Below are 25970 nucleotides of genomic sequence, written 5' to 3' on the forward strand. Positions count from 1 at the left end.
CCAGGGGGACTTATGGTGTCGGGAAGGGGCGTGGCTCGGCTCGGGCCCGCGGAGCGCACCGCGGCGCTGGAGCGCATGGCCGCGCGGGAGCTCGACGTGGTCGTGGTCGGCGGCGGCGTCGTCGGGGCGGGGATAGCGCTCGACGCCGCGACCCGGGGGCTCGACGTCGGCCTGGTCGAGGCCAGGGACTTCGCCTCCGGCACCTCCTCGCGCTCCTCCAAGCTCATCCACGGCGGCCTGCGCTATCTGGAGCAGCTCAACTTCGAGCTCGTACGCGAGGCGCTCCGCGAGCGCTCCCTGCTGCTCCAGCGGATCGCCCCGCATCTGGTCAGACCTGTTCCGTTCCTCTTCCCGATGACCCACTACGGCTGGGAACGCCCCTACGTCGGCGCGGGCGTGGCACTCTACGACACGCTCGGCCACGCCTCCGGGCTCAACCGCGGCGTCCCCGGGCATCGGCACCTGTCCAGGTCGCGGGCCCTGCGGCTGGCTCCGGCGTTGAAGAAGGCCGCCTTCACCGGGGCGATCCAATACTGGGACGCGCAGGTGGACGACGCCCGCTACGTGATGACCATGCTCCGCACCGCGGCCACCTACGGTGCCCACATCGCGCCCAGGGCGCAGGTGGTGGGGTTCCTGCGGGAGGGTGAGCGGGTCACCGGCGTGCGCGTGCGCGACCTGGAGTGCGGCGACGAGCTCGAGGTACGCGCCCAGCAGGTGGTCAACGCCACCGGCGTCTGGACCGACGACATCCAGGAGCTGGTGGGCGGGCGCGGCCAGATCCACGTACGCGCCTCCAAGGGCATCCATTTGGTTGTGCCGCGTGACCGGATCCACTCCCTGACCGGGATCATCCTGCGGACCGAGAAGTCGGTGCTCTTCGTGATCCCCTGGGGCCGCCACTGGATCATCGGCACCACCGACACCGAGTGGACGCTCGACAAGTCCCACCCCGCCGCCTCCCGCGTCGACATCGACTATCTGCTCGACCACGTCAACGCCGTGCTGTCCGTGCCGCTGACCCGCGACGACGTCGAGGGCGTCTACGCGGGGCTGCGGCCGCTGCTGTCGGGCGAGTCGGACGAGACGTCCAAGCTGTCCAGGGAGCACGTGGTGGCGCACCCGGTGCCGGGGCTCGTGCTGATCGCCGGGGGGAAATACACGACCTACCGGGTCATGGCCCAGGACGCCGTGGACGCCGTGGTGCATGGGCTCGACCAGCGGGTGCCGCGCTCGTGCACCGACCGCATACCGCTCGCCGGCGCCGAGGGCTACCAGGCGCTGTGGAACTCCAGGCACCGGCTCGCGCAGGACTCCTCCCTTCACGTGGCCAGGATCGAGCACCTGCTCCAGCGGTACGGCTCGCTGATCGACGAGGTGCTGGAGCTGATCGAGCGCGACCCGTCGCTGGGCGCGCCGCTGTCCGGGGCCGACGACTACCTCCGGGCCGAGATCGTCTACGCTGCCACCCACGAGGGCGCCAGGCATCTCAACGACGTGCTGACCCGGCGTACGCACATCTCCATCGAGACCTTCCACCGCGGCCTGGCCGTGGCGCAGGAGGCGGCCGAGCTGCTGGCCGAGCCGCTCGGCTGGGACGGCGAGCAGGTGAAGAGGGAGGTCGAATACTTCACCAAGCGCGTCGAGGCCGAGCGCCGCTCCCAAGAGCAGGACTCCGACCAGGAAGCCGACGCCATCAGGCTCGGCGCCCCCGAGATCGTCCCCGTCGTCGTACCGGATCGGAGCGCACATGAGTGAACCGTCGAGGCAGCTTTCCGACCCGGGAGAGCTGGTGGCCGCGTATCTCGACCACTACCGCGAGGAGATCCTGCGGGCGCTCGAGGAGTTCCCGGACCCCGAGGTGAGCCGGGTTCCGACAGGGTGGACGCCGCTGGCACTGCTGAAGCACCTGGCATACATGGAGCGGCGATGGTTCGTCTGGGGCTTCGCGGGCGAGCCGGTCGAGGAGCCCGCCGGTGACCGCGACGCCGAGGGCAGGTTGATCGCGAGCGAGTCGTTCGACGAGATCAAGAAGTTCTACCTGGCGCAGTGTGAGCGGTCCCGCCAGATCGCGGCCCAGGGACGGATGTCCGACGTGGGGTCGCGGATCGGATGGTTCGCGCCGCCGAAGGAGCCGCCGACGCTGGCGTGGATCATGTTCCACGTGCTGGAGGAGTACATGCGGCACGCCGGGCACCTGGACATCGCCCGCGAGCTGGCCGAGGGATAGGGGCGGCCCGGGGGTACGCGGGCCGCCCCTTCAGATCACCGCGCGGGCGGATACCGCGTGGCGTCGTGCACGTCGAGCAACGGCTCCTTGACGCCGTCACCTGAGTCGTCGGTCCAGTTGGAGTTGCCGGTGGAGATCAGCGTGCTGCGTACGGCCAGCGAGCCCGCCCTGGTCGTCGGCTTGCCGGCGCCCGAGGTGAGGAGGCCGGCCGCGCCCGCCACGTGAGGGCTGGCCATCGACGTGCCGCTGATCGTGTTGTAGCCGCCGTTCCGCCAGGTCGAGTAGATGCAGGTCCCCGGCGCGGTGATCTCGATGGTGGCGCCGTAGTTGGAGTAGAACGCCGAGGTGTCGTCCTGGTCGCTCTCGCTGCGGCAGGACAGCGTGCTGCCGCCCGCGCCGCCGGGCAGGCCGTCGTTGTCGGTCAGCGCCGAGACGGTGACCACGTCGGGGTGGTTGGCCGGGAAGAACGTGGAGGCGTTCGCGTGGTTGTTGCCCGCGGCCACGACGACCACGATGCCGGCGTTGACCGCGTTCGTGATCGCGGTGCTGATCGCGCTGCTGGAGCAGCCGTTGCAGCCCAGGCTCAGGTTGATGACCTCGATGGTGGAGGCGCGGGCCACCACCCAGTTGAGGCCGGCGGCGATGCCGGACAGGGTGCCCGAGCCCGCCGCGTTGAGCACCTTGACGCCGTGGATGCGGGCGCCGGGCGCGACGCCGACCGGGCCGATGGCGTTGTCGATCGCGCCGACGGTGCCCGCGACGTGCGAGCCGTGGCCGTTGTCGTCGGTGCCGGAGTTGTTCACGCAGGCGCCGCTCTGGCAGTTGGCGCGCGCGACCACGTTCAGGTCGGGGTGGGTGTAGTCCACGCCGGTGTCGACGACGGCGACGTCCACGTCGATGCGCACGTCATCGGTGCCGTCGATGTCGAGGTTCGGGTTGTCGGGGCCGAAGATCCGCCGTACGCCGGTGGGCGTGGTCTGCGGGAAGGCGGTGACCTCGGCGTCGGGCTCCACGCTGAGCACGTTCGGGTTCTTCTTGAGCTGCTCGGCGGCGGTCGCGCTCAGGCGGGCGGTGTAGCCCTTGAAGGCGTGCTCGTACACGCCGACGAGCTGGCCGCCGTGCTGGGAGACCTGGTCCTGGGCGGCGGAGCGGGGCGCCCGCATCGCCGGGTTGAGCTGGACGATGTAGGTGCCGTCCGGTGCGGCGGCGGAGACGGGGAGCGGCGCCATGGGTAACGCCAGTGCACCGGCGAGCAATGCGAGCAGGGGGGTGAGTGATCGCATGGAAGCCCTTCCTCGACACGATGATGTCAATAAAGCTTTCATCAAAGGTTAGGAAAAGTCCATAAAAAAGGTGCCGATTCGCTATGAAACGGCACCTTTTGGTGGCTTAACGGAGCGGAATCCAGGCTTGCGAGGCAAGCGTGGCGGCGTCGTTGACCTGGACGCCCTCGTGCGAGACCGTCCAGATCGACGCACCGATGATCATCGACCGCTGGATGCCGGGCTGGTAGTCCTGCCCCTGCTGCACCGGGTGTTTGATCATGCCGAGCTTGGAGACGCCGGAGTCGTCGATCTTGAGCACGAGCGCGCCTGACTCTGTCTGCTGGGTTAGTGGGATGACCGACAGGCCCGTCTTGGGCCAGTAGAGGAACGCGTGCGGGTCCCACTCGGCCTCCGAGCCGGAGTCCTTCTGGAACAGCTGCGACAGCCTGCGCGGGCTGGCCGGGTCGCTGACGTCGAAGAGCGAGACCTGGGTGCCGAGCGTCCTGCCCTTCTCGCTGGCCTCCTGACCGATGCCGATCAGCCGGCCCTCGCCGCCGGGGTGCAGGTAGGCCGAGTAGCCGGTGATCTTCAGCTCGCCGGTCACCTTGGGCGCCGCCGGGTCGCGCAGGTCGAGCGTGTAGAGCGGGTCCACCTGCTTGAACGTGACGCAGTAGCCGACCGGGCCCATGAACCTGACGGAGTAGATGCGCTCGCCCTCGCCCAGGCCGCCGACCTCGCCGGTCTTGGCCATGGTGTCGGCCTTGAGGGTGTAGACGGTGCTGGAGCTGTTCCGGCCGTCCGGGGAGGTGAGCGTGGTGGCGATGCGGAGGTGACCGTCGTGCTCCGACATCGAGTACTGGTTCAGCAGGCGTCCCTTGACCTTGCCCGAGGCCACGTAGGCAGGCGCGCCGGGCGAGGTGACGTCGAACTTGTGGATCTCGGTCTCCTCCGGCGGGACCGTGGGAGTCGGCTCGTCGGGTGTGGGCTCCTCGGCCGGGGGCACATTCGGGGTGTCCTCGATCGGCATGGGGAAGGACTGCCACCAGCGCGGGTTGCTGGCCACGTACAGGCCGGCGCCGGTGCCGTACACGATGTCGCCGTCGGCGGCCAGGCTGATCGGGTCGGTGCCCGACGCGGTGACGCCCTGCGCCAGGTCCACGGTGTGCACGGTCAGCAGCGAGGTGCCGGTGTAGTCGGCGGGGTGGCTGACCCGCTCGCACTTGACCGCGTCCTTCTTGACCGCGCCGGACGCGTCGGTGATCTCGATCTTGGGGAGCCAGGCGTCGATCGGGGCCTGGCGCACCGCCGCCTGGTTGGCCTTGATCCGCTCGGCCTCCGAGGCCGTGTCCTTGAGCTGAGGAAACGTGATGTTCGGCTGGTTTCGGGTGACGATCCGGACCGTGGAGCCGACCATCCTGGCGTCCACGTACGTGCCCTGGGGCTTGATCGTGCTCAGCACCTTGGGCGGGCCGGCCAGGTCGACCAGCACGTATCGGGTGTCCCCGACCGGGACCATGGACTTGTACATGATGTCGCCGCCGCCACGGAACAGCACCAGCGCGCGCTCGCCGGACAGCAGCAGGTCGGCGGGGGCGTAGACGCGCTCGTCGCCCTCCGTGAGCTTGAGCGAGGAGGTGACTTTCCTCGTGGCGGTGTCGATCACCCGCAGGATGCCGTCCTTGACCGTGACGATCCGGTTGCCGTCGGTCTTGACCAGATCGGGCTCGTCCACGCCGGCCTCGTGCACGTTGGTCGTGGAGTGCTCGGGGGTGTCCGTCTTGGCCATGGCGGTGTCCTGCTCCATCCGCGCGGTCATGGGCACCGAGTTGCCCAGCCCCCATGGGCCGACGTTCGCCGCGGCGCGCTCGCGCAGCCCGGCCAGCATGTCGTCGCAGCCGGTGTAGGCGACCAGGCGGACCGCGCCAAGAGTCGTCGCCTTCGGCGGCGGCGTGCTTCCCGTCGACGAGGTGCAGGCGGCCGTGACCGTCGCGAGCGCCGCGGCGGTCGCAGCCGTGCGGATGAGGGTCTTCATGACCTCATTCACGGCTGCCCGCGACGAATGGTTCAGGAGACCTTTTGCGGATTGATCGTGTACGCGGGGCTGAAGTCGACGTTCTCCGGCACCTCCAGCAGCTTGCGCAGCAGCTTGCCGGTGAAGTCGACCACCTGGACCTCGTCGTTGCTGCCGTTGTCCTGTTCCCAGCAGTAAAGATGGGTCTCGTCGTAGAAGCCGAGCACCTTGTCGCAGTCGGAGGAGAACTTGCGCAGGCGATCGCCGGTGGCGGAGTCCCAGATGCAGTGGTCGCCGTCGCCGCCATTGGGGCAGTTCGTGACGAACGTCTTGCCCGAGGGCGAGAAGATGTCCTGGGTGCCGGCGGGCAGCGTGCCTATGCCGGGCATCGAACGCGTGGCCTTGCCCTGGGTGTTGAAGAAGCGCAGGCCTCGGTTCTTCTCGTCGCCGTAGATATTGACCGTGCCCTGGTCATCGCCGTCGAAGCCGAAGGCCGTCTGGCGGACGGTGCTGTCCTTCACGTCGACCACGGCGGCATCCTTACTCGCCACGTCGACGATGACGAAGCCCAGGTAGTGCCAGTCGTCGCCGACCTTCTTCTCGGTGTTGAGCAGGATCCTCGCGCCGTCCTTCGACCAGGCCCGGATGCTGCTGATCAACGGATCCTTGACGGTCTTGATCGTCGTACGGTCGCCGGTCTGCCGGTCGGTGATGACGATGAAGTCGTAGCCGTCGGAGCTGTAGCTCCTGCCCCTGCTGGCCAGGTAGCGGCCGTCGGGCGAGACCATCGACTCCCAGTTGCCGGAGTATTTCGTGAACGTGCCGCGCAGCGAGCCCCTGGCGTAGTCGATCCAGTCGTCCTTCTTCTTGTCGAGGATCTCGTACGAGGTCAGGAAGATCGCGTCGCCCGGGTTCTCGTAGAACGAGACACTGGCGCCGGGGAGCGCCTTCCTGGTGCCCGTGCGCGGCACGCCCGCCACCTGGCTCGTGGACGTGGAGGGGGAAGGGGACGGCCGCGTCGAGCGCCCGGTCTGCGTGGGCGTCGGCGAGTTCACCGGCCCCGCCACCGGCGACTTGTCGAGCTGGATGATCACGAACACCCCGGCGAGCAGCAGTAACGCCACTGCCACCGTGATGCCGGCGATCAGCGGGCCCCTGCTCTTCTTCCGCGGCGGCTGCGGCTGGTTGTACATGCTCGGATACGTGGGCGCGGCCCCGTAGTGCGGCGCCGGCGGCTGCCACTGCTGGTGCTGCTGAGGATGCGGCGGGCCGGAGTGGGGGTACTGGACCGGGCCCGACGGCGGGCCGGCAGGGTGCGGCGGGACGGGGCCGGAGTGGGCGTGCGGGACCGGGCCGGAGGTCGGGCCGGCAGGGTGCGCGAAAGGCGCGCCGGAAGGAGGCCCCATGGGCGGGTGGGGCGCCGCTTCGGCGGCGGCCTGCGCCAGCATGCCCGAGTTGGGCGTCGACTGCTGCAGCAGCCGCATGATCACCTGCTCGGCCGTGGGCCGCTGCGCCGGGTCCTTGGCCAGGCACGCGGCCACCACGTCCCGCAGCACCCCGTCCAGCATGCCGAGATCCGGGTGCTGGTTGAGCACCCGGTTGATCACCGCGGGCATCGTGTCGCTGCCGAACGGCGCCCGCCCCGACGCCGCGAACACCATCGCGCTTCCCCATGCGAACATGTCCGCGGCCGGCCCGACGGTGTGCCCCATGATCTGCTCGGGCGGCATGTACGCCGGCGTCCCCACGACCATGCTGCTGATCGTCGAGGTGGCGTTCAAAGCCCGGGCGATGCCGAAGTCGATCACTCGCGGTCCGTCCGCGCCGATGATCACGTTGGCCGGTTTGAAGTCGCGGTGCACGATCCCGGCCTGGTGGATGGCGGCCAGCGCGGTCGCCGTGCCGATGGCCAGCCGGTGTAGCACGGACCCGGTGCGCGGGCCCTCCTCCTGCACGACCCGCTGCAGCGAGGGTCCTTCGATGAACTCGCTGATGATGTAAGGCCGGTCCTGCTCGATCCCGGTGCCGAGGACGGTGGCGGTGCAGAACGGCGCCACCTGCTGGGCCACCTGGACCTCGCGCAGGAAGCGCTCCACGCTCACCTGGTCGGCCGACAGGTCGGGCCGCAGCCACTTGACCGCGACGTGGGCGTCTGCGTCGTCCTTGGCGAGGTAGACGACGCCCTGGCCGCCCTCGCCGAGCCTGCCGAGGAGATCCAGGCCCCCCAGCCGCTGTGGATCTCCGGGTCGTAGCTGAGCGAAGGATGCCATGAGGGGATTCTGTCGCTATGCCGCGAATCCGCAAAAACTACCCGCCGGTAGCTTTACGGAATATTCTTCTGGCATGCATGTGACCTCCAGTGGCAGGACGCAGGACATCATCGCCCCCTTCACCGGCGAAACCATCGCTGAGCTGCCCATATCGGGTGTTGATGATGTCCGGCGGGCGTACGAGAACGCCAGGGCGGCCCAGATCGAGTGGGCGAGCGAATCCGCCGCGGCCCGGGCGAAGCCGTTCCTGCTGCTGCACGACGCGATCCTCGACCGGCGGGCCGAGATCCTGGACATCGTCCAGAACGAGACCGGCAAGGCTCGCAAGCACGCCCTCGAGGAGGTGTTCGACGTCGCGGGCTGCAGCCTCTACTACGCGCGCCGCGCGCCGGGACTGCTCGCCCCGCGCGGGCGCAAGGGCGTCTTCCCCGGCGCCACCCGCGTGGCCGAGCTGCGCCAGCCCAAAGGCGTGGTCGCGCTGATCTCCCCGTGGAACTACCCGCTCTCGCTCGGCGTCACCGACGCCGTGCCCGCGCTGCTGGCCGGGAACGCGATCGTGCACAAGCCGGACACGCAGACCGCCCTGTCCACACTGTGGACCATCGACCTGCTGGCCGAGCTCGGCATGCCGCGCGAGATCTGGCAGGTCGTGCTCGGCGAGCCCGCCGACATCGGCGACGCGCTGCTCGACCACGCCGACTACGTGGCGTTCACCGGCTCCACGCGCGGCGGCAGGAAGATCGCCGAGGAGGCGGCCAAGCGGCTCATCGGCTGCTCGCTGGAGCTCGGTGGCAAGAACCCGATGGTGGTGCTCGACGACGCCGACCTCGACGTGGCCGTACAGGGCGCGCTGCGCGCCTGTTTCACCAACGCGGGCCAGCTCTGCCTGTCGATCGAGCGGCTGTACGTGCACGAGGGAGTCTTCGACGACTTCGCCCGGCGCTTCGTCAAGCAGGTCAGGAACCTCAAGCTCGGCGCCGGCCACGACTGGTCGGTCCAGATGGGCTCGCTCACCTCGCGGCGCCAGCTCGACGCGGTCAGCGCGCACGTGGACGACGCCCTGGCCAAGGGCGCGACGCTGCTGGCCGGCGGCAAGGCCAGGCCCGACCTCGGCCCGCTGTTCTACGAGCCCACCGTGCTCACCGGTGTCACCGAGGACATGGAGCTGTGCCGCAACGAGACGTTCGGGCCGGTGGTCGCGCTCTATCCGTTCGCCACCGACCAAGAGGTGGTCGAGCTGGCCAACGACACCATCTACGGACTCAACGCCTCCATCTGGACCGCCGACCTGGCGCGCGGCCGCGCGCTCGCCGCCCGCGTCAAGGCCGGCACGGTCAACATCAACGAGGGGTACGCCGCCGCGTTCGCCTCCTACGACGCCCCCATGGGCGGCATGAAGGCCTCGGGCCTCGGCCGCAGGCACGGCGCGGAGGGCCTGCTGCGCTACACCGAGGCCAAGACCGTGGCCTCGCAGGCGAGCTGGCTGGGCTTCGAGCCGCCGTTCGACCTGCCGTACGAGAAGTGGGCGGACGTACTGGCCGGCACGCTGAAGACGATGCGCAGACTCCGGCTCAAGTAAAACGCTGTAAACGTGGGGGGCCGCCGTTCAGCGTCGTCACGGGGCTCGGTCCAGGGGGCATGCGCGCGCTGGTCGCCACGTCGTGTGCGCGGGGACTGGTGCGCGCCGGCGGAATAACCCGGCGGGGCGGGGTGTCCATGACGTTCATGAAGATTCGTTACGTCGGCGGGCCGACCGCGATGCTGGAGATCGGCGGGGTGCGGTTGCTGACCGATCCCACGTTCGACGCGCCCGGCGACTACCCGATCGGGAACAGGGCGCTCACCAAGACCGCCGGTCCGGCCTTCGAGGCCGCGGAGGCCGGCGTGGTCGATGCCGTGCTGCTCTCACACGACCAGCATCCCGACAATCTGGACAAGGCCGGCCGGGCTTATCTGGCGTCCGTGCCACTGGTCCTGTCCACGGGGGCGGCGGCCGAGCGGGTGGGGCCGCCGGTGCGCGCTCTGCCGAACTGGACCTCCGTCGAGCTCGGCGACGGGCTGCGGGTGACGGGGGTGCCGGCGCAGCACGGGCCCGACGGGACCGAGCACCTGGTGGGGGAGGTGACCGGGTTCGTGCTCGATGGCGACGGGCTGCCGACCGTTTACGTCAGCGGGGACAACGCTTCGCTCGACGTCGTGCGGGCCGTCGCGGAGCGGGTGGGTCCGGTGGACGTGGCGCTGCTGTTCGCGGGCGGGGCGCGGACGCCGCTGGTGGATGGGTATTTGACGTTGCCGAGCGAGGCCGCCGTCACCGCCGCCGAGATCCTGGGGGCCAGGTACGTGGTGCCGCTGCATTTCGAGCACTGGGCGCATTTCACGCAGGGCAGGGACACGGTGGAGCAGGCGTTCGCGGGCTTCGGCGACCGGCTGCGGCTGCTGGCGCCCGGCGAGCGGACGCACCTCTCTTTCCCCTGACGGGCGTCTGAGGCCGGCTGCTCGCCGTGGTTTACCGCGCTTGGCCGCATCATGTGGGCTCAGTCGCTCGCGTGGGCTCATGCGCTTGGTCGCATCGTGGGGGCTCGGTCGCCCGGGTGGATTGGTGCGCTTGGGTTGCACGCCTGTGGCGAACGGCGCGATCTTCTCCGCCCGCGGCTGGCAGGGTGGAGCGGTGAGCTGGACTGCGCGAGCGCTGGACGTGCTGGCTGCGGGGCCGCCGACCCCGCTGATCGACCTCCCCGTGCCGGCGCCCGGGATCAGGCTGCTGCTGAAGGACGAGTCCGCGCAGCCGACCGGGAGCCTGCGCCATCGGCATGCCAGGGCGCTGTTCCGCCAGGCCATCCGCGACGGGTTGATCACCGAGGGCACGACCGTCGTCGAGGCGACGGGTGGCAACGCGGCCGTGGCGCAGGCGTGGTTCGCGCAGCGGCTCGGGCTGCCGTACATCGTGGTCATGCCGGGCAAGCGGAGCGAGGCACGGGCGCGGCCGGTGGAGGCACTGGGCGGGGAGTGCCGGTTCGTGACGCCGCCGCTGGCGATCTATGAAGCGGCTCGGGAGACGGCGCGGCAGGTCGGCGGGCACTTCCTCGACCAGTTCGGGCGGGCGGCGCATCATGACCTGGCGGAGGAGCTGTTCGCGCAGGTGCGGCCCGACTGGGTGGTGACGGGTGCCGGCACCGGCGCGACCTCGGCCACGCTGGGCCAGTGGCTACGCTCCCACAGCACGCCCACCGGCCCGGCCCCGAGCACCGCCGACAACCCGGCCCCGAGCACCGCCGACAACCCTGCGCCGAGCACCGCCGACAACCCTGCGCCGAGCGCCGCCGACTACCCTGCGCCGAGCGCCGCCGACTACCCTGCGCCGAGCGCCGCCGACTACCCTGCGCCGAGCGCCGCCGACTACCCTGCGCCGAGCGCCGCCGACTACCCTGCGCCGAGCGCCGCCGACTACCCTGCGCCGAGCGCCGCCGACAACCCCGCCCCCGGCCCTGTCTCGGCTCCTGTAGCCGATGGGGGCGTCCCACGCGCGCCGGACGTGGTCGTGACCAGCGCAGACGGCAGGGCGGCGGTCGATGGGGCGGGGCGGTGTCGGGTGGCGGTGGCAGACCCTGAAAACTCGGCGTATTTCCCGGGATGGACGCTCGACGCCCCCGACTACTCCACCGGCATGCCCTCTCGCATCGAGGGCATCGGCCGGCCGCGCATGGAGCCCGGCTTCCGTGCCGACCTCGTCGATCTGGTCATCCCCGTGCCCGACACGGCGAGCGCGGCGGCGGCCAGGCGCATCAGGGAGGTCACCGGGCTGCCGGTGGGCGGCGCGTCGGGCACCGCGCTCTGGGCGGCGCTGGAGCTGGTCGAGCGCATGCATGCCAGGGGCGAGACCGGCACCGTGGTGTCCGTGCTCGGCGACGCGGCCGATCGTCATCTGGCGACCTGTCACGATGACGAGTGGGCCGCCGAGAAGGGGCTCGATGTCCGGAAATATACGGACGAGCTGCGGCGCCGTACGCACATCCACTAGAACGGCCGCACCACCGCCCAAAAGGCCCCCGGCTAACCCAAAGGGTGGCTGACCCAGACGTTCGGCTCCACGTAGACGGCATGGTCGTGCTCCGCGTGACAGTGCACCGGGCTGAGCGCGCCCGGCACCTCGACCACGCCCGTGCGGTCGAACGGCAGGCCGGTCCACCCTCGCCACTCCGCCGGCGTGCCCGCGATCACCATCGAGCGCGGCGCCACCTTGATGATCTTCCCGCCCGCCCGCACGTGCACCCGCAGCCAAGCGTCATGGGGCAGGCCGTCGTCACGGGTGCGGTAGGCGTACTCGATCATGGGGGTGTGGGGTTCGAGGTGTTTGCCGTTGGGCCTGACCGGCGCCACCAGCTCGCTGAAGCCGAGGCGGGCGGCGTGGGCGCGCATCGCCGCCAGCATCAGCGGCGACAGGCCCTTCCCCTGCAGGTCGCGGCGGACGCTGATCTCCAGAGCCGAGATGCTGTCGGGCCGCTCGCCGCGCTCGCGGGTCAGCAAGCCCCACCGGATCACGCCGTCCCACCCGTCGTCCGGCAACTCGGCGCCCTCCGCCCGGTACGGGATCATGCAGCTCCGCGCCACCAGCCGGCCGGGATCGGCATCGTCGTCGGCCACCAGCACGTACTCGGCGTAGGTCGAGTCGGCGAACGGGTAGAACAGGTCGGCGATCGGGTCCTGGAACATGAACTCGGGCCAGGTATGGTCCATGTCCCACAGTTCCGATGCGAGCTCCGGACGCTCGGCGAGCGTGGTGATCTGGAGAGCCATGTAGATCATTCTCACATCACCGATTCGCCAGGAATCACATAATATTTCGATGCTTACCGGCCTATCGGAGGTGCGCTAGCGTCGGCGGCATGACAGAACTCGACCCCAGGCTGCGTGCCGTCACCGACCTCATCGTGGCGGAGGCACGCGAGGGCGGTGGCAGGCACGAGTACGACGGGCGGATCCAGGACCTGTCGCCCGACGGCGTGCGGACCGGGCTGGCGCGGCTCGGCGAGGGGGCCGCGCCGGACGATCCGCATGACGCCGAGCACCTGAGCGTGTTCGAGCGGAGCCTGCGTACGCAGTTCGGCGAGCTCCAGCTGCACCGCAAGAACCCGCTGGTCCACCTCTCCAACCTGGACCTCGCCTGCTACGACCGCGACTACGGCCCCGAGGAGGAGCGCGCCGCGGCGAAGGCGGCCCACCTCGCGCTCTGGCCGGACGCCGTACGCCATGCCCTCGACTCCCTCGACCAGGTCAGCGCTCCCGTCGCGAAGTCCCTGATCGGCGCCGCCAAGGGGCTGGCGGCCGGGATCACGGATGAGGCCGCTCTGGAGGCGCACGGCAGGCTCGTCGCCCACCTCGAGCGAGCCGCGGTCGAAGGCGACCCCGACGCCGCGCTCGGCGGTGCGGCGCTGGCCGAGCTGATGGGCACGGCCGAGGGCCTGCCGGTGGACCTGGTCCGGCTGGCCGAGCGGGCCGACGCCGAGCGCGACCGGCTCATGACGCTGCTGGCCGAATCCTGCGCCAAGCTGGGCCGTCCAGGAAATCCCCTCGACGTCGTACGGGAGCTGGTCAAGGACCATCCGGACGCGGACGGCGTCATCGAGGCGGCCAGGGCCGGCACGGAGAAGGCCATCGCGTTCACCCGCGAGAAGGACCTCGTGCCCTACCACGACGGTGAATGCCTGGTCGGGCTGGCTCCCGAGTCGCGCCGCTGGGCGATGGCCATGATGTCGTGGAATTCGCCGGGCGAGCCGGAGGGCCCCTCCTGGTACCACATCACGCCGCCCGACCCGTCCTGGCCCCAGCAGGAGCAGGAGGAGTGGCTGGAGGTCTTCAGCTATACGACGCTGCCGGCGATCAACGTACACGAGGTGGCCCCCGGGCACGTCTCGCACGGTCTCGCCCTGCGCAGGGCACCGTCGGACGTACGCCGGCTGCTGCAGTCGACGGCCTTCATCGAGGGGTGGGCGCACTACGCCGAGGAACTGTGCGTGGAGGAGGGCTTCGCGTCCGACGACCCCCGCTTCGAGATCGGCGTGTGGGTGGAGGCGCTGATCCGCGTCACCCGGCTGGCCTGCGCGATCGGTGTGCACACCGGTCAGATGACGGTCGAGGAGGGCGCCCGGCGCTTCGAGTCCGACACGCATCTGGCGGGGCCGGCGGCGCTGGCGGAGGCCCGGCGGGCGACGTTCGACCCGACGTACGGTCGCTACACCTGGGGCAAGCTGCTCATCCTCGACCTGCGCGAGCGGGCGCGCAGGGAGTGGGGTGCGGGCTACACCCTGCAGCGCTTCCACAAGGCGCTGCTCGATCTTGGCTCGCCGCCTCTGGGACTGATCGGGGCGATCCTGTAGCGTCCATCACCGAGGAGGTACGTCTGTGCGCGAGCTCGCCGGCAAGGTAGCCGTGGTGACGGGTGCGGGGAGCGGCATCGGCCGGGCGCTGGCCCTGCGGTTAGCGGCGGAGGGCATGACGCTGATGCTCGCCGACGTCGACCACCGCGGGCTCGCGGACACGGCCGCGCTGGCCGGGGACGCCAAGGTGCTCACCCAGATCACCGACGTGTCCGCGGCGACCGAGGTCGCGCACCTGGCCAACCGCTGCTTCGGCGAACTCGGCGCCGTGCACGTGCTGTGCAACAACGCCGGCGTCTATCAGGGCGGCCACATCTGGACCCGCGGCCAGGAGGACTTCGACTGGCTGCTCGGCGTCAACCTGCGGGGCGTGCTGCACGCCATCCACGAGTTCGTGCCCCGCATGATCGAGCAGGACACCGAGGGACACATCGTCAACACGGTGTCGGTGGCCGGCCTGTTCGCCGTGCCGGGCTCGGGCGCGTACGCCGTCACCAAGCACGCCGCCCTGGCCGCCTCCCAGGCGCTCGCCCAGGACCTCGCCGCCGCGGGCTCGAAGCTCCGCGTGACCGCGCTCTGCCCGGGCGCGGTCAGGACGCGCATCGGCGAGTCGGACCGCGTACGCCCGCCCGGGCTCGCGCACACCCCCACCCAGGACGAGGTGGACGCGCGGGCCGCCATCGACCGGGCGGTCGCGGGCGGCATCGAGCCGTCCGAGGTCGCCGACCTGGCCGTGGCGGCCATTCATGAGGAGCGGTTCCTGGTGCTGACCGACCCGAAATATGCCGAGCGGCTGCGCCGACAGACCGAAACCCTGCTGACCGGAAGCCTGCCGCTCTACCAGTGACGCTCGTGGGCCAGCGCCCGCACGACCGTGCCGCGCCGCGTGTCGATCAGCAGCCGTACGGAGTCGCCGGGCAGCACGTCCCGGTAGAACGCCGATTTGACGGTGAACGCCGTGGCCTTCTCCGAGCGGCCGTCGTGCACCGCGATGTGGTAGGAGTTCCAGGAACCGGTCTCGCCGCTTGATTCGACCTCGGCCCAGCGCTTGACGACATACCCGGCGATCTCCCGACGATTGGCCCCCTGCGCGGAACGTCGCGGGAGCTCGATCTCCACGCCCGGCCATCCGCTACCGGTGAAGATCCACTCCTGCTGCGGGTTGATCGGTGCGCTTTCCGGCCCGGCGGCCTCCCGGCCGCGTGCCGTCAGCAGGAACCCCCGGCCGCCGCTGATCAGCCCGACTCCTGCCACGAACGCCACCATCGTCGCGATCATCCCGGGCCACGTGAGGCCGGCCCAGGAGATGGTGGCGTACCAGGGAACGACGAGCGCGCCGGCCAGGAGCATCGGCGCGATCATGGTGGGCCACCGTCGCCGTGCCAGGCCGAGATCGATGGCACACTGCCGGACGAGAGGCGTGAAGTCGCTTTCGAGATCGGCCCCCTCCGGCATGAGCGCGATCACCGGCGCCTGCCGGGCTCCCCTCAGGAGGGCGGTCACCTTTTCCAGCACCCACCGCTCGTACGGCAGCAGCGGCTCCGCCCGGGGCGCCGCAAGCGAGACACGGTCGCCCTCGATCGTCACCCACCCGCGCCCGGCCAGTTCGAACAGCGCCGAATGGAACACCTCCTGTGCACGCATCCCGCGCAGGAGTTCGACCACGGGCTGGGGCGCCGGGTGCTCAGACACCGGAGAAGACCGCTCCCGGCCGGACACCTTGAAGGCGGCGGCCAGCGCAGCGATCCACAGAGCCCATGCGGCCACGGGCCAGACAAGATCCACCGTTCTGTGTTAGCACGAGTGCCCGTGCCAGGCCAGGCGCAATATCCAAGGCGGATAGACTGAGGGCACCGCATTTCGCCTTTGGGGGGTTCTTACGGTGTCTGAATTCGACACAGTGCTCGTGGTCGACTTCGGCGCGCAGTACGCGCAGCTCATCGCCAGGCGGGTGCGCGAGTGCCACGTCTACTCGGAGATCGTTCCCTCGACGATGCCGGTCGAGGAGATGATGGCCAAGAACCCCAAGGCGATCATCCTGTCCGGCGGACCGTCCTCGGTCTACGCCGAAGGGGCGCCGCCCGTACCGCAGGGCCTGTTCGCGACGGGCGTACCCACGTTCGGCATCTGCTACGGCTTCCAGGCCATGGCCCAGGCGCTGGGCGGCGACGTGGCCCGCACGGGCGTGGCCGAATACGGCGGCACCGCGCTCGACGTGCTCGACGAGGGCGTGATCTTCGCCGGTCTGCCGGCTACCCAGACCGTCTGGATGTCCCACGGCGACAGCGTCGCGGCCGCGCCCGAGGGCTTCAAGGTCACCGCCTCGACCCGCGAGACCCCGGTCGCCGCTTTCGAGCACCCCGAGCGCGGGCTCTACGGCGTGCAGTTCCACCCCGAGGTCCTCCACTCCGAGCACGGCCAGGTGGTGCTCAAACACTTCCTCGACGCGGCCGGCTGCCGTCCGACGTGGACCATGCTCAACATCGTCGAGGAGTCCGTCGAGACCGTACGCCAGCAGGTCGGCAACGGCCGCGCCATCTGCGCGCTGTCCGGCGGCGTCGACTCCGCGGTGGCCGCCGCCATCGTCCAGCGCGCCATCGGCGACCGGCTGACCTGTGTCTTCGTCGACCACGGCCTGCTGCGCAAGGGTGAGGCTGAGCAGGTCGAGCGCGACTTCGTCGCCGCCACCGGCGTGAAGCTACGCGTGGTCGACGCCTCCGACCGCTTCCTGAAGGCGCTGGAAGGCGTCACGGACCCGGAGGAGAAGCGCAAGATCATCGGCCGCGAGTTCATCCGCGTCTTCGAGGACGAGCAGCGCGCCATCATGGCCGACGGCCCCGTGGAGTTCCTGGTCCAGGGCACCCTCTACCCCGACGTGGTCGAGTCGGGCGGCGGCACCGGCACCGCCAACATCAAGTCCCACCACAACGTCGGCGGCCTGCCGGAGGACCTCCAGTTCACGCTGGTTGAGCCGCTGCGCGCACTGTTCAAGGACGAGGTGCGCCGCGCCGGCGAGGAGCTCGGCCTGCCCGCCGCCATGGTCTGGCGCCAGCCCTTCCCCGGCCCCGGCCTCGGCATCCGCATCGTCGGTGAGGTGACCCGCGAGCGCCTGGCCCTGCTCCAGGAGGCCGACGCCATTGCCCGCGAGGAGCTGTCACGCGCGGGCCTCGACCGCAAGATCTGGCAGTGCCCGGTGGTGCTGCTGGCCGACGTGCGGTCGGTGGGGGTGCAGGGAGACGGGCGGACGTACGGCCATCCGGTGGTGCTGCGGCCGGTCACATCGGAGGACGCCATGACGGCGGACTGGGCGCGGGTGCCTTATGACGTGCTGTCGCGCATCTCGACCCGGATCACCAATGAGGTCCGGGAGGTCAACCGGGTGGTGCTGGACGTGACCAGCAAGCCCCCGGGCACCATCGAGTGGGAGTAACCGCGAAAACTCAGCCGAACATCGATATCCAGGGTGGGCCGAAGAACCGGTTGCTCGCCTGCCCGGGTGATCGGCTCAGGGTGAACCGGAGGCGGTGCAGGTGGATGATGCCACACGCCGTCCGGAACGGGCATAGGCGTTCGCCGGGCGCCTCCCGGTCTGCCGCCACGAGGCCCTCGATCGGCCCCATGGGAAGTCGTTAGGAACGGCACTTACGGGCTGGGACAACCCAGGGTTGGCCATACTTGAGGCTGCGTCATGGGTCCGTCGCCTGTCGGGCGCGGAGAGCCCGGAGCTTGTGGCGGTTGCCGCAGCGCTCCATTGCGCACCAGCGTCGGGCGCCGGGGCGGGACGTGTCGACGAACACCAGCGGGCAGTTGTCGCTCGCGCACTCGCGGATGCGCCCGGCGAGTGGCCCGGACAGCAGCTCGATCATCTCCCGTGCCAGCGTCGACAACGCTTGCGTCGTCCGCACCGGCGGCGCCCACCCCGCGGTCGTGGCGTCGGCGGCGAGCTCGGGGATCAGCGGCGCCGCGGCCGCGGCGCGGTTGATGGTCGCGACAGTCCCGGTGGGGAGGGGGCGACGCGCCGCCTGGGCGTGTGCCGCGTCCCAAATCGCTTGGCGGAGAGTCTTGGCCGCGGTCAGCTCGCGGGCCGTCACAGGGACCGTCATGACCGCGGTCATGGGCGGCTGGGCCAGCCATTCGCCGAGGTCGGCAGGTTCGTGGAGGGTCTCGAACACCGCGTATAGGCCCTCGCCGCCTGTGTGGGCGAAGTCCAGGCAGATGGCGCCGGCGTCGAACCGGAACGATCCGCCCTTGGGGTCGTGCAGCACTCGGCCGGTTGCGTTCGCTCGCATGAAACCACTATAACTGGTGTCGCGCGAAACCGCTTTAACTGGTTTCATCATCGGAGGAGCAGCACATGGGTGTACGGCACATCAACCCCGAGGGAGTCCATCGCAGCCCGGCTTTCAGCCAGGCCGTCGTGGTCGAACAGCCGACGAAGACGATCTACGTCGGCGGGCAGAACGGTGTCGACGCCGACGGCAAGGTCGTCGGTCCCACGGTCGGGGAGCAGGCCAGGCAGGTGTTCCGCAACCTCACTACCATCTTGGAGAGCGAGGGCGCGAGCCTGGCGAACATCGTGCACTGGCGCATCGCCGTGGTGGACGGACACACGTTCGACGAGGGTGTGGCCGCCTTCCAGGAGGTGTGGAACCGGGCCGACCCGCCGCCGGCCATCACGGTCCACGTAGTGGCCGGCTTGGGCCCCGGGTGCCTCGTCGAGATGGACGCCGTCGCCGTCGTGTGACGCCCAGGGGCGGGGGCGGCCGGCGCCCGCATGCACTGGCAGACCAGACCGGCGTCGAGCACCGCGTCGAGCACGGCGTATCGCTCAGCGCGGTCGGTGCGGGCGCGCTCCTTGATCCGGTTCAGGTGGATGCGAGGGGTCGGAGACAGGGGGCGTGATCAACGCCGACCTTCTGCTTGCCGACGTACGCGGCTGGACGCCCGATCGGTGGGAACGCTGGATCAACAAGATCGTCGCCGACGCGACCCTGCGACGAAGGCAGCGCGAGACATGTCCCTCGTGCAGCGGTCAGGAGCCCGATCCCGGGGCGGTCGCGTTGTGGAGCTTTCAGCATCCTGAGCTTTTGCGGTGCGGCCGACGGCATGGCCGCCCTCCGCTCTCGACCGGCCGACGGTGGCGATCATTGCGGCCACCGGCTCCGATCCAGGGCTGTAGGGAAATCCCCGAGGGCGGCGCTTCACGACGTCGGTGAACTTCACTGCCAGCCGTACGGATGAGGAGCGGTGAGGCCGGCGGCGTACATCTCCTGATTCAGCTGGGCGAGCCCGCCGTAGGCGCCCATCGGGATCCCGGGCGGCTGGAACGGGACCTGTCCCGGGACGGTGGGCAGCAGGCCGGCCCAGGCCATTTCGCCGGCGAGCTGGTCCAGCATCGACTGGATGTCGGCTGCGTGCGGGGCGACGCCGGGCAGCGAGGGCGCGAGGGCGCGGGCTGCGTCGGGCAGCCCGGCACCGGTGCGGCGCGGGTCGCCGAGGTTCAGCGGAGTGCAGCTGGATTTGATGATCTGGATGAGGCGGTCGACGCGTCGCGCGTTTCGCTCTCTGAAGCCGTCGACGAAGTCGCCGTGATGGGCGAGTACGAGAGCGGCGAGGCCGGTGACATGGGGCGCGGCCATGGATGTGCCGTCCCATGCCGCGTAGGCGTCCGGGGGTATCGCCGACACGATCCCCACGCCCGGCGCGCACACGTCGATCTCGGGACCGAAGCAGGTGAACTCGGCCGAGAAGTAACCCTCGCGGGTGCGCGGTTCGCGAATCTGGTCGACGTGCGTACTGTCGTCCGGGAACGCGCCGGCCTTCCCTATCGCCGCGACGGTGAGCACGATCGGCATGCTGCCGGGGAAGTTGACCGGGCCGCCGTCGTTGCCGGCCGCGGCGACGCAGGCGACACCCCCGTTCCGGAGCTCTTCGATCTTGGCTGCGACGAGTGGAGAGAACTCCTTGGTGCCCAGACTGAGGTTGACGACGTCGATTTCCTTGTCGAGGCAGTAGTCCAGCGCCTCGATGAGGTCACTCAGCCGGCCGCCCGGGAAGATCTTGCAGGCGTGCACCTCCGCCTCCACAGCGAAACCCACGATGCCCTGGCCGTTGTCGGCGCCGGTGATGACGCCGGTGCAATGCGAGCCGTGGTGTACGGTGTCCATCTTCCAGCCGCCCGCCTTGCGGCCGGACACGTCGCAACCGGCGACCACCTGGCCGGCCAGATCCGGGTGCGCCAAGGCCGCGCCCGAGTCGATCACCGCGATCTTCACCCCGGCCCCCCGGAACGTGGGAGGCAGCCGGTGTACGTGCATGGCCTGCTGACCCCATCCGAACAACTGCTGGTCGGGGAAGCCCGGCAAGGTGTCCGAGAGCCGCTTCAAGACGATCAGGTTGTCCCGGTCCGGTTTGAGCGCGGGCCGGTCGACGATGCGGCTCCAGAACCCGCTCTGCGGTTTGACCTGCACGCTGGCGATCGACTCCGGCGTTTCGCCGACCATCGTGATCGTGCCTCGCCCGTCCGTCCCCGTGACGGTCTGCGCGGGCCAGAGGTAGCCGTTGACCAGGATGGTGGCGCCGGGTACCGGCTTGCCGTCGGGATCGGTGACCAGGAAAGTGAAGGTGACGTCGAGGCCCACGGGCTGGACGACCTGGCGGCGGGTGGCCCTGCGCGGCATGGCCGACACTTCTGTGTAGGTGAGCAGGCGGTCACGCTCGATGTGCACTTGGGGGAGCTGCCTGCGGAGTGCGTCGGCATGCTCGCGGCTCATGCTCGCCACGGTCACGCTCGGGAAGGAGACGCCTTCGAGGCCCATCAGTCCCACCCGTTGGGGCATCTCCAGATGCCGCTGCACCTGGACCTCCGGGTCGCGCTCAAGCATGTCACGGAGGTCGGTGGGCTCGAGCGGGGGTGCGATCACGCCCTGCGCCTCCAAAAAGGGCCGGGGTACGACCGCCGCCATGTAACGCCGCGGGCGTGGCTGCAGCGCCTGCTGCGGCGGGTGCTTGCCGCGTCCCGACGAACGCGGCCGCGACTCGTTTCCGTTGTTCGAACCAGAACTGTTGGCCATAACGTCTTTCGACTTTCCTGTGCTAGTAGAGCTCGATAGGCGAATCGGGCTCGATCGTGAGCCGGGATCCGTACTCCGCCTGCAGCGCCTCAACGCGTTCCGGAGGCATGTCCACCGCGATCAGAGTCGGCCGGTCCGGCTGCCCGACCATCCGCCGTATCGTCACGTCGGGATCATCGCGAAGCGCCCGCGCCAGCTCGGCGAGCAACGCGGGCTCCGCACCGATCATGTACGGCATGCGCCCGGACCGGTCACTGGCCGGTCCGGGCTGCTCCGATGGCTTGATCACAACGATGGCCGGCTGTGCTGGCCCGATCCGCCGACGAGATTGACCACCTGCTGGACCTGTGCCAAGCAGGCCTCATACTGGCCGGATCGATACAGGCGCACGGCCTGGATCGTCAGCGGTATGACTTCGGCGAGCTGGGGCGCCTGCGGAAGCGTCGCCTGAAGCCAGGCGTGCAGTTGCATGAGCGCCATCGCGCACTGCTGCTGCAATTGACCTTGCTGCGTCATCGCGCCACCAGGCGCGACGGCGACGCCTCCGTATGCCATGCCTGGCCAGCGCTCCTGTCCTCCCATCGGCTCCATCTGATCCCCGCTTACTGTCCGACTCCGGCGAACGACGGCTGCTGGCCCATCTGGCCTTGCATGCCGCCGGGCTGCGTCTGCTGGCCGTACTGCTGCGGCATCATCTGGCCTTGCATGCCGCCGGGCTGCGTCTGCTGGCCGTACTGCTGCGGCATCATCTGGCCTTGCATGCCGCCGGGCTGCGTCTGCTGGCCGTACTGCTGCGGCATCATCTGGCCTTGCATGCCGCCGGGCTGCGTCTGCTGGCCGTACTGCTGCGGCATCATCTGGCCTTGCATGCCGCCGGGCTGCATCTGCTGGCCGTACTGCTGCGGCATCATCTGGCCTTGCATGCCGCCGGGCTGCATCTGCTGGCCGAACTGCTGCTGCGGCTGCTCCGGGATGCGCGCGAGGATCTGCCTGACAACTGGGAGGCCGTACTGCACGCCGCAGCGGGCGATCTTCTCCCAGAAGGTCGTCGGGCTCAGCTGGTGCTCCATCGGGTGGATCTGCTCGCTCCCAACCTGGAGAGGCTGCAGATTGCCGAGGCCACCGCCGGCCCCGCCGGGCATGCCGCCGAGTCCCATCGGTGTCATCCCTGGCTGGCCGTACTGCTGCTGAAGCTGCGGGGGAATCTGCTGGCCGTATTGCTGCTGTTGGAGGTGCGGGGGGATCTGCTGACCGAACTGCTGCGGTGGAACCTGCTGACCGAACTGCTGCGGTGAGATCTGCTGGCCGTACTGCTGCGGCTGCTGCTGACCGTATTGCTGCTGGAGGTGCGGTGGAACCTGCTGGCCCAACTGCTGTTGGAGGTGCGGCGGGATCTGCTGGCCGTACTGCTGCGGGATCTGCAGCCCACCGCCCAGCATGCTGCCGAGTCCCATCGGCTCCATGCCCTGCTGGCCATACTGCTGCGGCGGAATCTGCTGACCGTGTTGCGGCTGTTGCTGCTGCGCCTGGAACGGTTGCGTCATGGAAGTCATCGGTCTCTCCCTTGGAACGGGCCCCATCGCCAGCTCCACAGTTGTTGCAAGACTCCCGGTTACCTACCGCGATCGAATGGCAACTAAGGGTGCCTCTGCTGTAATAGTCAGACAAAACGCAACAGGGTGCCGCGCGCATCGCGAATGGCGAATCGGGCTTCCGTAAACGCCCGAAGACGCTAAGGAATCACCTGTAAGGAGTAATAACCGGCCGGATCGGGGCCGGGAAGCCGAACGGCCGACGCGGGCGCCGCCCGTGGTCATTCCGGACGGAAGCTCCGCCGGGGACCGCGGGCGGCGTTTGTGCCGCGTCGGCCGGATTCTTACTCCGTCAGCATCTCCTGCCGCTGTTGATGCATCGCACGACGTTGGTCATGAGCTGCTTCGACATCACGCTGATGGAGCCGGCGTGGTCGGTGCTCGGGTCGTTGCCCTCACTGTCGAACGCGTCCACCGCGAACGGGACCTCCGTATCGCTGGGCGCGGTGTTGGGCACGTCGTCGTAGACCAGCGTCATGCGCAGCTGCGGCACGGCTTGGGTGCCGCTCGGGCAGGCGCCGTCCTCGTCGGGGAACACGAGGTGCGTACGGTGGCCGGCGCTGTCGATGTTCTCGCCGTCCCAGCAACTGGGCATGTCGAAGACGCGGACCAGTTCGCTGCCGGCGGGACAGATCGGATACTTGTCGGTCAGCCGATCGGTGAAGCCGGTGCAGGTGAACGTCGGCCTGGCGTCGTCCCCGCCGTTGGTCGCCGCCCTGGCGTCACCGGAGAACAGTCTCAGGAATTGCGGTGACGCTGTGACCTCCGACGTGGGGTTGCCGCGGTACTCCAGCCGCACCTGTGACGGCTGCACAGGTGTGCCGGCGTCTTCATCGGCGCTGGACTCGCCGTTGAGCACCCGCAGGGCCGGCCAGAAGTAGGCCGACTGGTCGGCCTCGTTGCGGCAGGTCGTGTCGGCGGCGGCGAGGCTTTCGTTCGTGGAGAAGGCGTCCGCGGACATGTTGCCCACGTAATCCAGCAGGGGCTGAGCCCCGTCGGACACGCCGGGGGCCGTGATCACGTTGTCGTTGTTGCCCCCTTCGCTGTTCATGCTGCATCGGGAGACGAACGTGCCTCGGGAGCCGTTCGACGTCACTTGCGGCTGCTCGGTACGCGGGACCTCCCGGATGTCGACGGAGTCGTCGGCCGACAGTTCAGTGGCCGTCGCATCGGCTTCGGCGTTGTTGAGCGTGCAGGTGGAGAGGGCGTCGAGGCCGGTGGGGCGTTGTGCGACGCGGCCGATGGCTATGGCGATGCGGTCGATGGCGGCGCCTCGTTTGGAGGCGAGGGGGCCGAGGATGGCGTTCTGGACGAAGTTGGGTCCGCCTTGGCCGACTGAGCGGGCTAGCCGGTCGTTGGCCTCGGCGAGTTGCTTGTCCAGCAGCGCGAGATTGCGGTCGACTTCCGCCTGTGCGGCGGCTGGGATCTCGGGGAGCTTGTCGGCCACGCTCGGGCAGACGATGGTGCCCGTTCCCGTCCCGGTTCCCGCTCCCGTGCTGGTGCTCGGGCTTGGGGCTGGGGAGGTGGCGCCGTTGCTGGGTGCTGGGGAGGGGGTGCCGTAGTCAGGTGCCGGAGAGGGGGTGCCGTTGTCGGGCGCCGGGGTGTCGGAGTCGCTGAGTGTGCAGGTGGAGAGGGCGTCGAGGCCGGTGGGGCGTTGTGCGACGCGGCCGATGGCTATGGCGATGCGGTCGATGGCGGCGCCTCGTTTGGAGGCGAGGGGGCCGAGGATGGCGTTCTGGACGAAGTTGGGTCCGCCTTGGCCGACTGAGCGGGCTAGCCGGTCGTTGGCCTCGGCGAGTTGCTTGTCCAGCAGCGCGAGATTGCGGTCGACTTCCGCCTGTGCGGCGGCTGGGATCTCGGGGAGCTTGTCGGCCACGCTCGGGCAGACGATCGTCTGGGCCGCCAACGTGCCGGCCTGCGCGGACAACGGAGACCCCAGCAGTGCGAGTGCGATGCTCCCGCCTAAGAAAACGGCCCCTGACCAGGGTCTGAATCGCCTTCCCCCCGATGGGATCCGCATGCGACCACTCCTTCCGATGTCGTGACGCAGGAAAGTCCGATCTTCGAGAGGTACGGGGCCGCAATCGGGAGGGTTCAGTGGGCTGCGTCCGCCACCCGGTGCCACGAATGCGTATTTGTCCGCATTCCCGGATTGAACCCGGCGCCAGACGCAGGCCGTACCACCCTGCGTAAATATCTATGAGCCTCACCCCCGAGGCAACTGAAGGGCTCACTCATGACGAAGCGCATCCTCACCGTCCCCGGCCTCGCGCTCGCCACCACCCTGGTCGCCGCCTCCGTCAGCCCAGCCGTCGCACAAGCGGGCACGGAGACGAACACCGCCGTGTACCTGGCGGCGTCGCTCCTGGGCAAGAACGAAGTTCCCGCCCAGGGCACGAAGGCCGGTGACGGGAACGGCAGCGCGATCGCCGTGTTCCGCATCCATGGCCAGCGCGTCGACTACGCCATCCGGTGGCACAAGGTGGCCGCGCCGACAGGCTTCCACATCCACAGGGGCCGCGCCGGCGAGAACGGCGACGTCAGGATCCCGTTCTTCGGCGCGGCGCTGCCGGCCACGCTCAGCGCCGTCAAGGGCACCGTCATGGTCAAGGACCTCAACCTGCTCAACAGGATCGTGAACAACCCCATGGGCTGGTACGCCAACCTGCACTCCGGCGAGTTCCCCGGCGGCGCCGTACGCGCTCAGCTACACCGGATCCGGCCGGTGTTGCTCGAATCGGTGCTGGCCCACGGGTCGCGCACCACGCTCACCACGATGGCCGACGGCGACCAGGAGGTCTCGGCGCCCGATTCCAAGGCCGGCGACATGGACGGGCGGTCCCCCTGGCTACTTTGGCTGAAGGGTAGCAAGGTGCACTTCGCCACTGCGTGGAAGGGGATCGCCCCGCCGGTCGGCGCCCACATCCACCGCGCCCCGAAGGGCAAGAATGGCCCCGTGGTGGTGCCCTTCTTCGCCGCCGAGAAGGGCCTCCCGCCCGGCGTCAACGGCGTAGCCGGCACGGCCCCCAGCACGGTCGAGGTCACCACCCGCATCAAGAACAACCCCAAGAACTGGTACGTCAACCTGCACACCGCCGAGTTCCCCGGCGGCGCGGTGCGCGGCCAGCTCCACTGGGGCAACTGGTAATCGCCGG

Annotated in this window: 21 protein-coding genes; 10 read left to right on the top strand and 11 right to left on the bottom strand. The window is 69.7% G+C overall.

Features of this window, described 5'->3' with window-relative positions; genetic code table 11:
- Positions 1-12 precede the first annotated feature (12 nt).
- Positions 13-1758 (top strand): glycerol-3-phosphate dehydrogenase/oxidase, encoded by a 1746-nt coding sequence (locus ACTMTI_RS00460; RefSeq protein WP_441117412.1) that lies wholly within the window; start codon positions 13-15, stop codon positions 1756-1758.
- On the top strand, positions 1751-2230 hold the full coding sequence (locus ACTMTI_RS00465; protein WP_441117414.1) for a DinB family protein: 480 nt from the start codon (positions 1751-1753) through the stop codon (positions 2228-2230). The genes ACTMTI_RS00460 and ACTMTI_RS00465 overlap by 8 nt, the downstream gene beginning before the upstream one ends.
- Positions 2231-2265: 35 nt before the next feature.
- Here the strand turns inward: ACTMTI_RS00465 and ACTMTI_RS00470 are convergent, their stop codons facing one another.
- The 3 genes from ACTMTI_RS00470 to ACTMTI_RS00480 form a co-directional block, all read right to left on the bottom strand.
- Positions 2266-3513 (bottom strand): S8 family peptidase, encoded by a 1248-nt coding sequence (locus ACTMTI_RS00470; protein WP_441117415.1) that lies wholly within the window; start codon positions 3511-3513, stop codon positions 2266-2268.
- Between the two features lie 106 nt (positions 3514-3619).
- The gene (locus ACTMTI_RS00475; RefSeq protein ID WP_441117416.1) at positions 3620-5527 is read right to left on the bottom strand and encodes a beta-propeller domain-containing protein; all 1908 of its coding nucleotides are present in this window, start codon (positions 5525-5527) and stop codon (positions 3620-3622) included.
- 32 nt (positions 5528-5559) lie between these two features.
- Positions 5560-7776, bottom strand: coding sequence for a protein kinase domain-containing protein (locus tag ACTMTI_RS00480; protein ID WP_441117417.1), 2217 nt, complete (start codon positions 7774-7776; stop codon positions 5560-5562).
- A gap of 73 nt (positions 7777-7849) precedes the next feature.
- Between ACTMTI_RS00480 and ACTMTI_RS00485 the strand changes: the two genes are divergently transcribed.
- The 3 genes from ACTMTI_RS00485 to ACTMTI_RS00495 all read left to right on the top strand — a co-directional run bounded on the left by ACTMTI_RS00485 (position 7850) and on the right by ACTMTI_RS00495 (position 11794).
- On the top strand, positions 7850-9355 hold the full coding sequence (locus ACTMTI_RS00485) for a succinic semialdehyde dehydrogenase (RefSeq protein WP_441117418.1): 1506 nt from the start codon (positions 7850-7852) through the stop codon (positions 9353-9355).
- Between the two features lie 146 nt (positions 9356-9501).
- On the top strand, positions 9502-10251 hold the full coding sequence (locus ACTMTI_RS00490; protein ID WP_441117419.1) for an MBL fold metallo-hydrolase: 750 nt from the start codon (positions 9502-9504) through the stop codon (positions 10249-10251).
- Between the two features lie 193 nt (positions 10252-10444).
- Positions 10445-11794 carry a pyridoxal-phosphate dependent enzyme gene (locus ACTMTI_RS00495; RefSeq protein ID WP_441117420.1) on the top strand — a complete coding sequence of 450 codons (1350 nt, stop codon included), beginning with the start codon at positions 10445-10447 and terminating at the stop codon, positions 11792-11794.
- A 32-nt stretch (positions 11795-11826) separates the two neighbouring features.
- On the opposite strand, the gene ACTMTI_RS00500 is transcribed toward ACTMTI_RS00495, so the two are convergent.
- Complete coding sequence (locus tag ACTMTI_RS00500; protein ID WP_441117422.1) at positions 11827-12570, bottom strand: N-acetyltransferase; 744 nt, start codon at positions 12568-12570, stop codon at positions 11827-11829.
- Between the two features lie 89 nt (positions 12571-12659).
- Between ACTMTI_RS00500 and ACTMTI_RS00505 the strand changes: the two genes are divergently transcribed.
- Both ACTMTI_RS00505 and ACTMTI_RS00510 read left to right on the top strand, forming a co-directional pair.
- The gene (locus ACTMTI_RS00505) at positions 12660-14150 is read left to right on the top strand and encodes a DUF885 family protein (protein WP_441117423.1); all 1491 of its coding nucleotides are present in this window, start codon (positions 12660-12662) and stop codon (positions 14148-14150) included.
- Between the two features lie 25 nt (positions 14151-14175).
- Positions 14176-14997, top strand: coding sequence for an SDR family NAD(P)-dependent oxidoreductase (locus ACTMTI_RS00510; protein ID WP_441117424.1), 822 nt, complete (start codon positions 14176-14178; stop codon positions 14995-14997).
- On the opposite strand, the gene ACTMTI_RS00515 is transcribed toward ACTMTI_RS00510, so the two are convergent.
- Positions 14988-15935, bottom strand: coding sequence for a hypothetical protein (locus ACTMTI_RS00515; RefSeq protein WP_441117425.1), 948 nt, complete (start codon positions 15933-15935; stop codon positions 14988-14990). The genes ACTMTI_RS00510 and ACTMTI_RS00515 overlap by 10 nt on opposite strands.
- 97 nt (positions 15936-16032) lie before the next feature.
- On the opposite strand from ACTMTI_RS00515, the gene guaA reads away from it, so the two are divergent.
- A complete protein-coding gene (gene guaA, locus ACTMTI_RS00520; protein WP_441117426.1) occupies positions 16033-17580 on the top strand; it encodes a glutamine-hydrolyzing GMP synthase in 1548 nt (515 codons plus the stop codon).
- Between the two features lie 256 nt (positions 17581-17836).
- On the opposite strand, the gene ACTMTI_RS00525 is transcribed toward guaA, so the two are convergent.
- The gene (locus ACTMTI_RS00525) at positions 17837-18439 is read right to left on the bottom strand and encodes a CGNR zinc finger domain-containing protein (RefSeq protein ID WP_441117428.1); all 603 of its coding nucleotides are present in this window, start codon (positions 18437-18439) and stop codon (positions 17837-17839) included.
- Positions 18440-18504: 65 nt separating this feature from the next.
- Here ACTMTI_RS00525 and ACTMTI_RS00530 point away from each other — a divergent pair, with 65 nt between their 5' ends.
- On the top strand, positions 18505-18894 hold the full coding sequence (locus ACTMTI_RS00530) for a RidA family protein (RefSeq protein ID WP_441117429.1): 390 nt from the start codon (positions 18505-18507) through the stop codon (positions 18892-18894).
- A gap of 475 nt (positions 18895-19369) precedes the next feature.
- Here the strand turns inward: ACTMTI_RS00530 and ACTMTI_RS00535 are convergent, their stop codons facing one another.
- The 5 genes from ACTMTI_RS00535 to ACTMTI_RS00555 all read right to left on the bottom strand — a co-directional run bounded on the left by ACTMTI_RS00535 (position 19370) and on the right by ACTMTI_RS00555 (position 24742).
- Positions 19370-21073: a S8 family serine peptidase gene (locus ACTMTI_RS00535; protein ID WP_441117430.1), complete on the bottom strand. Its 1704-nt coding sequence runs from the start codon at positions 21071-21073 to the stop codon at positions 19370-19372.
- A 172-nt stretch (positions 21074-21245) separates the two neighbouring features.
- A complete protein-coding gene (locus ACTMTI_RS00540) occupies positions 21246-21452 on the bottom strand; it encodes a hypothetical protein (RefSeq protein ID WP_441117431.1) in 207 nt (68 codons plus the stop codon).
- Positions 21453-21508: 56 nt separating this feature from the next.
- Positions 21509-21739 carry a hypothetical protein gene (locus ACTMTI_RS00545; RefSeq protein ID WP_441117432.1) on the bottom strand — a complete coding sequence of 77 codons (231 nt, stop codon included), beginning with the start codon at positions 21737-21739 and terminating at the stop codon, positions 21509-21511.
- An 86-nt stretch (positions 21740-21825) separates the two neighbouring features.
- Positions 21826-22776 carry a hypothetical protein gene (locus ACTMTI_RS00550; RefSeq protein WP_441117433.1) on the bottom strand — a complete coding sequence of 317 codons (951 nt, stop codon included), beginning with the start codon at positions 22774-22776 and terminating at the stop codon, positions 21826-21828.
- A gap of 331 nt (positions 22777-23107) precedes the next feature.
- Positions 23108-24742, bottom strand: a complete 1635-nt coding sequence (locus ACTMTI_RS00555) for a DUF1996 domain-containing protein (protein WP_441117434.1) — start codon at positions 24740-24742, stop codon at positions 23108-23110.
- 309 nt (positions 24743-25051) lie between these two features.
- On the opposite strand from ACTMTI_RS00555, the gene ACTMTI_RS00560 reads away from it, so the two are divergent.
- The gene (locus tag ACTMTI_RS00560) at positions 25052-25963 is read left to right on the top strand and encodes a CHRD domain-containing protein (RefSeq protein WP_441117435.1); all 912 of its coding nucleotides are present in this window, start codon (positions 25052-25054) and stop codon (positions 25961-25963) included.
- Positions 25964-25970: the final 7 nt, after the last annotated feature.

This window comes from Nonomuraea sp. H19 (assembly GCF_052068215.1).
In the GTDB taxonomy this organism is placed as follows: domain Bacteria; phylum Actinomycetota; class Actinomycetes; order Streptosporangiales; family Streptosporangiaceae; genus Nonomuraea.

Coding starts and splice junctions, on each gene's coding strand:
- ACTMTI_RS00460 (WP_441117412.1), top strand. CDS start 13: ATGGTGTCGGGAAGGGGCGTGGCTCGGCTCGGGCCCGCGGAGCGCACC.
- ACTMTI_RS00465 (WP_441117414.1), top strand. CDS start 1,751: ATGAGTGAACCGTCGAGGCAGCTTTCCGACCCGGGAGAGCTGGTGGCC.
- ACTMTI_RS00470 (WP_441117415.1), bottom strand. CDS start 3,513: ATGCGATCACTCACCCCCCTGCTCGCATTGCTCGCCGGTGCACTGGCG.
- ACTMTI_RS00475 (WP_441117416.1), bottom strand. CDS start 5,527: ATGAAGACCCTCATCCGCACGGCTGCGACCGCCGCGGCGCTCGCGACG.
- ACTMTI_RS00480 (WP_441117417.1), bottom strand. CDS start 7,776: ATGGCATCCTTCGCTCAGCTACGACCCGGAGATCCACAGCGGCTGGGG.
- ACTMTI_RS00485 (WP_441117418.1), top strand. CDS start 7,850: ATGCATGTGACCTCCAGTGGCAGGACGCAGGACATCATCGCCCCCTTC.
- ACTMTI_RS00490 (WP_441117419.1), top strand. CDS start 9,502: ATGAAGATTCGTTACGTCGGCGGGCCGACCGCGATGCTGGAGATCGGC.
- ACTMTI_RS00500 (WP_441117422.1), bottom strand. CDS start 12,570: ATGGCTCTCCAGATCACCACGCTCGCCGAGCGTCCGGAGCTCGCATCG.
- ACTMTI_RS00505 (WP_441117423.1), top strand. CDS start 12,660: ATGACAGAACTCGACCCCAGGCTGCGTGCCGTCACCGACCTCATCGTG.
- ACTMTI_RS00525 (WP_441117428.1), bottom strand. CDS start 18,439: ATGCGAGCGAACGCAACCGGCCGAGTGCTGCACGACCCCAAGGGCGGA.
- ACTMTI_RS00530 (WP_441117429.1), top strand. CDS start 18,505: ATGGGTGTACGGCACATCAACCCCGAGGGAGTCCATCGCAGCCCGGCT.
- ACTMTI_RS00540 (WP_441117431.1), bottom strand. CDS start 21,452: ATGATCGGTGCGGAGCCCGCGTTGCTCGCCGAGCTGGCGCGGGCGCTT.
- ACTMTI_RS00545 (WP_441117432.1), bottom strand. CDS start 21,739: ATGACGCAGCAAGGTCAATTGCAGCAGCAGTGCGCGATGGCGCTCATG.
- ACTMTI_RS00550 (WP_441117433.1), bottom strand. CDS start 22,776: ATGACTTCCATGACGCAACCGTTCCAGGCGCAGCAGCAACAGCCGCAA.
- ACTMTI_RS00560 (WP_441117435.1), top strand. CDS start 25,052: ATGACGAAGCGCATCCTCACCGTCCCCGGCCTCGCGCTCGCCACCACC.